The sequence below is a fragment of the Streptomyces sp. WZ.A104 genome (assembly GCF_002382885.1).
In the GTDB taxonomy this organism is placed as follows: Bacteria; Actinomycetota; Actinomycetes; order Streptomycetales; family Streptomycetaceae; genus Streptomyces.
The window spans coordinates 20,212-27,863 of the sequence record NZ_NWVL01000092.1 but is presented as its reverse complement, the minus strand read 5'-3'; the positions used below and the strand labels follow the sequence as shown (position 1 = coordinate 27,863).

Below are 7,652 nucleotides of genomic sequence, written 5' to 3'. Positions count from 1 at the left end.
GCTTGGGGCCGCCCTTGGCGCCGCCGCGCGCCGCCGCGCCGCGCCCCTTGCGGGGGCCGTCCTGCTCGGGCCGGGCGCCGGGGGCGTCGTTGCCCACGTCGTAGCGGCGCTCCTCGGGGCGGGGACGGCGAGGACGCTTGTCCTTGTCCTGCTCGTCGCGACCGCCCTGGAAGCCCGGACGGCCGCCCTGGCCGCCGGAACGACCGCCCTGCGCGCCGCCGCGTCCGCCCTGGCCACCGGGGCGTCCGCCCTGACCACCGCTCTGGCCCTGGCGGAAGGACCCGCCGCCGCCGCGGCCGCCTCCGCCCGCGCCGTTCCCACTCCTGGGGGGCCGGCCGCCGCTGCCGCTTCCGCTGTTCCTGCCACTGCTTCGCATCAAAATTCCGTCTTGTCGTCTGCGTGAGTATCCGGGGTGTCCGGTGCGTCCGGATCGAACGACGGCACACCCTCTAGCGTCTCAGCCTCGATCGCGTCCGCCTCCGGGAGGAAGGGCGCGAGCTCCGGGAGCTCGTCCAGGCCGCGCAGGCCCATTCGCTCCAGAAAGTAGTTCGTCGTCCTGTACAGGATCGCACCTGTTTCGGGTTCCGCGCCCGCCTCGGCCACCAGGCCCCTCTGGAGGAGGGTCCGCATGACGCCGTCGCAGTTGACCCCGCGCACCGCCGAGACCCTCGACCGGCTCACCGGCTGCCGGTAGGCGACCACCGCCAGGGTCTCCAGCGCGGCCTGTGTGAGCCGGGCGTGCTGGCCGTCCAGGACGAAGCCCTCCACGGCCGCCGCGTACTCGGGACGGGTGTAGAAGCGCCAGCCGCCCGCCACGAGCCGCAGGTCGAAGCCGCGGCGCTGCACGGTGTACTCGTCGGCCAGCTCCCGCAGCGCGTCCGCCACGGCCCTGCGGGGCCGCTGGAGCACCTTGGCCAGCTGGTCGACGGTGGCGGGCTCGTCGACGACCATGAGGACCGCCTCCAGGGCGGGCTTCAGGTCGAGCGCGGCGACCGCCCCCTCGCCCTCCGCCTGAGTCGGCTGCTCGCTCATTCCCGTACGTCCTTCTCTCCGGGGGTCCCGTTCAGCGCCTGGATCTCCTGGATCTCCTGGATCTCCTGGTCGAACTCGTCCGTCACCACCGGCTCCGCGTCCGCCCCGCCGCACCAGGCCACCAGCAGGTCTCCCAGCGCCTCGTCCTGGTCCAGGGTGACGGCCTTCTCGCGGTACAGCTCCAGCAGGGCGAGGAAGCGGGCGACCACGGTGAGGGTGTCCGGCGCGTCCTCGGTAAGCGTGCGGAAGCTCACCGCCGCCCCGGCCTCGCGCAGCCGCCCCACCACGATGCCCGCCTGCTCCCGCACGCTGACCAGGGGGGCGTGGATGTGGTCCACGTACACCTGGGGCTTGGGCTTCGGCTGCATCGCCTTCACCGCGAGCTTCGCGAAGCCCTCCGGTCCGATGCTGATGACGACCTCGGGCAGCAGCTCCGCGTGGTGGTCCTCCAGGCCGACGGTACGGGGGTGGCGGCGGGCCTCGGACTCCAGACGGCTCTGGAAGATCTCGGCGATCTGCTTGTACGCCCGGTACTGGAGCAGCCGCGCGAAGAGCAGGTCCCGCGCCTCCAGGAGCGCGAGGTCCGCCTCGTCCTCCACCTCGGCGGCGGGCAGCAGCCGGGCGGCCTTGAGGTCGAGGAGGGTGGCGGCGACGACGAGGAACTCCGTGGTCTGGTCGAGGTCCCCGTCGGGGCCCATCGCGCGGATGTACGCCATGAACTCGTCGGTGACCTTGGAGAGCGCGACCTCGGTCACGTCCAGCTTGTGCTTGGAGATCAGCTGGAGAAGCAGGTCGAAGGGGCCCTCGAAGTTCACCAGCCGGACGGTGAAGCGCTTGTCGTCGGCCGCCGTGCGCTCAGCCGCGGACTCCGGTGCTACGGCGACGGCTTCCGGCTCCCGTACCGGCTCCGGCTCGGCCGCCGGTACTTCGGCAACGGCTTCCGGCCCCCGTACGGCTTCCGGAGCCGCCGCCACCGCCTCCACGGCTGCCGCTGCCGCCCCCGGCCCCCGCCCGAGCGCACGGCGTCGCGGGACGGCGGGGTCGGCGGGCGTCGGCATGGTGGTCCAGGGGTGGGGCGGGGCGGGTACGGGCCCCGCCGGTCGGCGGGCCCCAACCGGCAGGCTACCCGCGCCGTGCCGCTCAGCGGCCGCGCAGCCGCCGCACGAGGATGCTCGCGTCGCCCCGGGACTCCAGGTCTGCCAGGACCACCGCCACCGCCTCACGGACGATGCGGCCGCGGTCGACGGCGAGGCCGTGTTCACCGCGCAGGACGAGCCGGGCGTGTTCGAGGTCCATCAGCTCCTCGGCGGAGACGTAGACCGTGATCTTCTCGTCGTGCCGCTCCCGGCCGCTGGGGCGGCGGTTGGCCCCGCGTCCGCCGCCGCGCCTGCGCTGCGGCTGGACCGCCGGGGGCTGCTCCGCCGGGGCCGCGGAAGCCGCGGGGCGCTCGCCGGAGGCGGTCTTGGCGGAGGAGGAACGTTCGCCCTCGCCCCGGCCGCGCGTGTCGTCGCCGTCGGCGTCGGCCGCGGCGTGCTCCTCGCGGTCGGCGGACGCGGCCCGGCCGGAGGGATCGCTCTCTCCGGCGGGCGCCGGGACGCGCGGCTCGGCGTTCGCCTTGCGCCGCCGGTCCGCCGGGGAGGAGGGCTGGAGGCCCATCCCGCCTCCGGTGGTACGGAACAGTTCGTCGGCACCGGGCAGACTCACTCGGCGTGACACCGGGCGAGCACCTCCCTGGCGAGCTGGCGATAGGCGGCGGCGCCCACCGAGTTGGAGGCGTACGTGGTGATGGGCTCACCGGCGACCGTGGTCTCCGGGAAGCGGACCGTGCGCCCGATGACCGTGTGGTAGACGTGGTCGTCGAAGGCCTCGACGACGCGCGCCAGGACCTCGCGGCTGTGCACCGTACGGGAGTCGTACATGGTGGCGAGGATGCCGTCGAGCTCCAGCTCCGGGTTGAGCCGCTCCTGGACCTTCTCGATGGTCTCGGTGAGCAGCGCCACCCCGCGCAGCGCGAAGAACTCGCACTCCAGCGGCACTATGACCTTGTGAGCGGCCGTCAGGGCGTTCACGGTGAGCAGGCCGAGCGAGGGCTGACAGTCGATCACGATGTAGTCGTAGTCGGCCATCAGCGGCTTCAGGGCGCGCTGGAGCGTGGACTCGCGGGCCACCTCGCTGACGAGCTGCACCTCGGCCGCGGAGAGGTCGATGTTGCTGGGCAGCAGGTCCATGTTGGGGACCGCGGTCTTGAGCAGGACCTCGTCGGCCGCCATGCCCCGCTCCATGAGCAGGTTGTAGACGGTGAGGTCGAGCTCCATCGGGTTGACCCCGAGGCCGACCGAGAGGGCGCCCTGCGGGTCGAAGTCGACGAGCAGGACCCGGCGTCCGTACTCCGCGAGGGCGGCACCCAGGTTGATGGTCGACGTGGTCTTGCCGACGCCGCCCTTCTGGTTGCACATCGCGATGATCTTCGCGGGGCCGTGGTCGGTCAGGGGACCCGGGATCGGGAAGTACGGCAGGGGCCGTCCGGTCGGGCCGATGCGCTCGCGGCGCTGACGCGCGGCGTCGGGCGCGAGGGTGGCCGCGTACTCCGGGTCGGGCTCGTACTCGGCGTCGGGGTCGTAGAAGTGCCCCTCGGGCACCTCGGCGAAGTCGGCGAAGCTGTCGGTGTCCCGGCTGCTCTCGTTGCCGGCCGTGGCGTTCACGTGTGGGCCGTCCATCATCTGGGGGGCTGTCGTCATGTGCTGTTGGGTGGCGAAGGTGCGGACAGCGACGGAGCCGACAGCTTCGAGCCCGATCGGGCTCAGACCCCGTGCGGGCATCCCTGGTTGACCACCCCCGGGAGTAATTGTCGACTCATTCACAAGTCGTCTTACCTCCTTGGACGTGACCAGGAAACTTATCGATAGGTCAGCGTGGCACCATGCCGACGATTGGCGACTCTATGGCGTGTCACCGGTCCGCAGCAACACAATCCGCCGGACCCGGCCCGATGTGTCGGCAATCGAACGTCTCGCTGTCAAGGGTGCACAGCGTCCAAGCCGCACATTTCGCCGCTGCACGAAACGGGTAAAGGGTTACGTTCGAGGCGAGTTGCGCAAGGGCCTCGGCGGGCCCGACGCACGTCCGGCCGGACCTTGCTCGGCAAGGTCCGGCCGGACGTGCGATGTTGACGGAAGAGGTTGACCCGTCAGCCGAGGAGGGTGCTCAGCTCGACGTGCGGGAGGTCGTGCGCCTCGGCCACCTCGCGGTAAACCACCTGGCCCTCATGGGTGTTGAGGCCCTTGGCGAGTGCGGCGTCCCGGCGCAGCGCTTCGACCCAGCCGCGGTTCGCCAGCTCCACGATGTAGGGCAGCGTGGCGTTGGTGAGCGCGTAGGTGGAGGTGTTGGGCACCGCGCCGGGCATGTTGGCGACGCAGTAGAAGACCGAGTCGTGGACCCGGAAGGTCGGCTCGGCGTGAGTGGTCGGGTGCGAGTCCTCGAAGCAGCCGCCCTGGTCGATCGCAATGTCGACAAGGACACTTCCGGGCTTCATCTTGGCGACGAGCTCGTTGGTGACCAGCTTCGGGGCCTTGGCTCCGGGGATCAGCACGGCGCCGATGACGAGGTCGGCCTCGACGACGGCCTTCTCCAGCTCGAAGGCGTTGGAGACGACGGTCTTCACCTTGGTGCCGAAGATCTTGTCGGCCTCGCGGAGCTTGTTGATGTCGCGGTCGAGCAGCGTGACGTGGAAGCCGAGGCCCACGGCGATCTGCGTGGCGTTCCAGCCGGAGACACCGCCGCCGATGACGACGGCCTCGCCGGCGTGGGTGCCGGGGACGCCACCGGGGAGCACACCGCGGCCGCCGACCGAGCGCATCAGGTGGTACGCGCCGACCTGCGGGGCCAGGCGGCCCGCGACCTCGGACATCGGGGCGAGCAGCGGCAGGGCGCGGTTCGCGGTCTCGACCGTCTCGTAGGCGATGGCGGTGGTGCCGGAGGCCAGCAGCGCGTCGGTGCACTCGCGGGAGGCGGCGAGGTGCAGGTAGGTGAAGAGCGTCTGGTCCTTGCGGAGGCGGTGGTACTCCTCGGCGACCGGCTCCTTGACCTTGAGCAGCAGGTCGGCGGCGGCCCAGACCTCTTCGGCGGTGGGCAGGATCTGCGCACCGGCGGCGACGTACTCCTCGTCCGGGATGGACGAGCCGACGCCGGCGTTCTGCTCGATGACGACCTGGTGGCCGTGGCGGACGAGCTCATGCACTCCGGCGGGGGTGATCGCCACCCGGAACTCGTTGTTCTTGACTTCGCGGGGGATGCCGACCTTCACGTCGATCACGGTCCTTGGCTCGGAGGGTCATCCGGGCACATCGGTGCAGACCCGGACATATACAGCATAAATGGAGACGCCACGAAGGAACGCGGCAGAGCCAGTCTAATGAAGGACTTCGCGCTGTCTAGCCTTACAAAGCATTAACTTTCTGTCGAAGCACTACGGATTTCGCAGGCGGAGCCCTCCTCGCCCAGCAATCTGTCGGCCGCGCCCCGGTGCAGCCGGGCCGCCGCCGGATCCCCCAGCCGGTCCAGCGTGTCGGCAAGACGCAGCTGGAGCGCCGCCTGAAGCCGCACGTCACCGGCGCGCCGGGCCAGCTCGACGGCCTCCCGGCAGGTCTGGAGCGAGTCGTGCGGCCGGCCCGCGTACTCCTGGACCCGGCCCGCCTCGCTGAGCGCCCGTGCCTGCGCCGCCGGGTCGCCGAGCCTGCGGTGGCCCGCCGCGGCCGCCCGCCAGTTCCGCAGCGCCTCGCCGTAGCGCCCGGCGTACGTGTGCACGGCGCCGAGCCGCCCGTAGAGGCGCGCCTCGTCCGCCCGCTCACCCTGGGTGAGGCGCTGGGAGAGCGCCCGGCCGTACCAGTCGGCGGCCCGGTGGTAGTCCCCCAGCTCCTCGTACGCGCCGCCTACGGATTCCATCGCGCGGCCGGTGGCGTACAGGTCCTTCGCGGTCCTTCCGGCGTCCAGCGCGGCCCGGTAGCGGGTCAGCGCCTCGCGGGTGCGACCGGTGCGGGCGTCCAGATCGGCGAGGTTCAGCAGGGCGGCCGCCTGCTCCCGGGGCAGTTCGCGGCGCTGCGCCACGTCCAGGACCAGGCCGTGCAGCCCGTACAGCTCGGGGGCGGCCGCCTCCGTCCCCCGGTGCACGGCCAGGGCCCGCACCAGGGCGGCCACCAGCCGCCGGGCCAGGGTGTCGAGCTCCCCGTCCGCGACCGCGAGCCGGGCGGAGGCCAGCAGGGCGGGCTGCCGCTTGCGCAGCCAGGCTCCCGCCTCCTCCGCGTTCGGGAAGCGCAGCGAGCGGGGCAGCCCGGCGAGCTTGCGGCGGGCTGTGGAGCCCTCCGGTTCGGTGACCGCCCGGCAGGACTGGAGGCGGCGCACGGTCCGCTCCAGCATCCGGGCGCGGGCGAGCTGGATCTCGGCGGGCCGGTCCCGGTCCTCCAGGAGGGCCCGCAGCATCGGGGCGAGGCAGCCGGGCACCGCGTACTGGGGGTGGGCGGCGCCGTCCGTCCGCAACAGGCCCAGCCGCACGAAGTCGTCCAGCGTCGAGCGGGCGGCCGAGACCGAGCAGCCCGCCAGCGCGGAGGCCGTGTGGGCGTCGGCGAGCCCGGCGGGCGCGAGGGCCAGCAGACGCAGTATCCGGGCGGCGGCCCCCGGCAGGGAGTCGTGGACGAGCCGGAAGGCGCGGGCCAGCGGGCGGGCGGCGGTGGGCTGCTGCTCGCCGGAGTCGGGCAGCTCGTGCAGCTGCTTGGCGACGTCGGCCACCGAGGCCATCGGGTGGGCGGCGAGCAGCCCTCCGACCAGGGTGAGCGCCGCGGGCTGCCCCCCGCACTCCTCTGCCAGGGTCTGGGCGGTGCGGGGGTCGACGGTGATGCGGACCTGCCCGATGGCGCGGGCGAGCAGTTGCACGGCCGCGCCCGCCTCCAGTCCGCCGAGGGTGCAGGGCCGCACGCCGGGGATGCCGGTCAGGGGTCCTGTCGCGGTGGCGACGACCAGGCAGTCCGGGTTCTCCGGGAGCAGCGGGTCGACCTGTTCGGCGTCGGCCGCGTCGTCGAGCAGCAGGACGAGCCGGCGTACGGCGAGGGCCTCGCGGACCATCTCGGACAGCTCGTCCTGATCGGCGCCGGGCGGGACGGCCACCCCGAGGAGGCCGAGGATCTCCCCGGCGGTGCGCTCGGTGGGGACGCCTTCGCCGCCCGGGTCGGTGAGGCCGACCCGGATCACCCCGTCGGGGTAGTCGCCCGAACCCGTACCGGGAACGGCCCACGGCAGCGCGCCCGTTGCGGAGGCGGCGGGCCCGGCGGTGTCGGTTCCGGTGAGGGCTCCGGCCAGCTCCTCGGCGAGTGCGCTGCGGCCGGAGCCGGGGCGCCCCGCGATGAGCAGGACCCGGGCGCGGGGGGTCTTGCGGCCCGCGAGGGTGTCCAGTCCGGCCCGCTCGATGTCCTCGCGCAGGGCCTTCAACTCACGTTCGCGGCCGAAGAATCGGGGCGGAGCGGCACCGGACGGCTCCTCGGTCGCCGGGGCCTTTGCCAGGCCGCTGGTGTCCACCGCCTGATCGGTCACGAGCCACGCTCCCACTTCGCTGCACGCAGTGCCCGCCGGAT

General features: G+C 73.0%; 6 protein-coding genes and 1 pseudogene. All 7 read right to left on the bottom strand.

Annotated features, from left to right (window positions below; genetic code table 11):
• Positions 1-376: pseudogene (locus CIB93_RS32770) on the bottom strand (pseudouridine synthase); the annotation flags it as partial.
• Positions 376-1,032: an SMC-Scp complex subunit ScpB gene (gene scpB, locus CIB93_RS32765; protein ID WP_096632217.1), complete on the bottom strand. Its 657-nt coding sequence runs from the start codon at positions 1,030-1,032 to the stop codon at positions 376-378. The gene scpB and the pseudogene CIB93_RS32770, both read right to left, overlap by 1 nt.
• Positions 1,029-2,090: a ScpA family protein gene (locus CIB93_RS32760; protein WP_096632216.1), complete on the bottom strand. Its 1,062-nt coding sequence runs from the start codon at positions 2,088-2,090 to the stop codon at positions 1,029-1,031. The genes scpB and CIB93_RS32760 overlap by 4 nt, the downstream gene beginning before the upstream one ends.
• 82 nt (positions 2,091-2,172) lie before the next feature.
• Positions 2,173-2,736, bottom strand: a complete 564-nt coding sequence (locus tag CIB93_RS32755) for a hypothetical protein (RefSeq protein WP_179500323.1) — start codon at positions 2,734-2,736, stop codon at positions 2,173-2,175.
• On the bottom strand, positions 2,733-3,851 hold the full coding sequence (locus CIB93_RS32750; RefSeq protein WP_096632213.1) for a ParA family protein: 1,119 nt from the start codon (positions 3,849-3,851) through the stop codon (positions 2,733-2,735). The genes CIB93_RS32755 and CIB93_RS32750 overlap by 4 nt, the downstream gene beginning before the upstream one ends.
• A 368-nt stretch (positions 3,852-4,219) precedes the next feature.
• Positions 4,220-5,335: an alanine dehydrogenase gene (gene ald / locus CIB93_RS32745; protein WP_096632222.1), complete on the bottom strand. Its 1,116-nt coding sequence runs from the start codon at positions 5,333-5,335 to the stop codon at positions 4,220-4,222.
• Positions 5,336-5,478: 143 nt separating this feature from the next.
• Positions 5,479-7,611 carry a tetratricopeptide repeat protein gene (locus CIB93_RS32740; RefSeq protein ID WP_096632220.1) on the bottom strand — a complete coding sequence of 711 codons (2,133 nt, stop codon included), beginning with the start codon at positions 7,609-7,611 and terminating at the stop codon, positions 5,479-5,481.
• Positions 7,612-7,652: the final 41 nt, after the last annotated feature.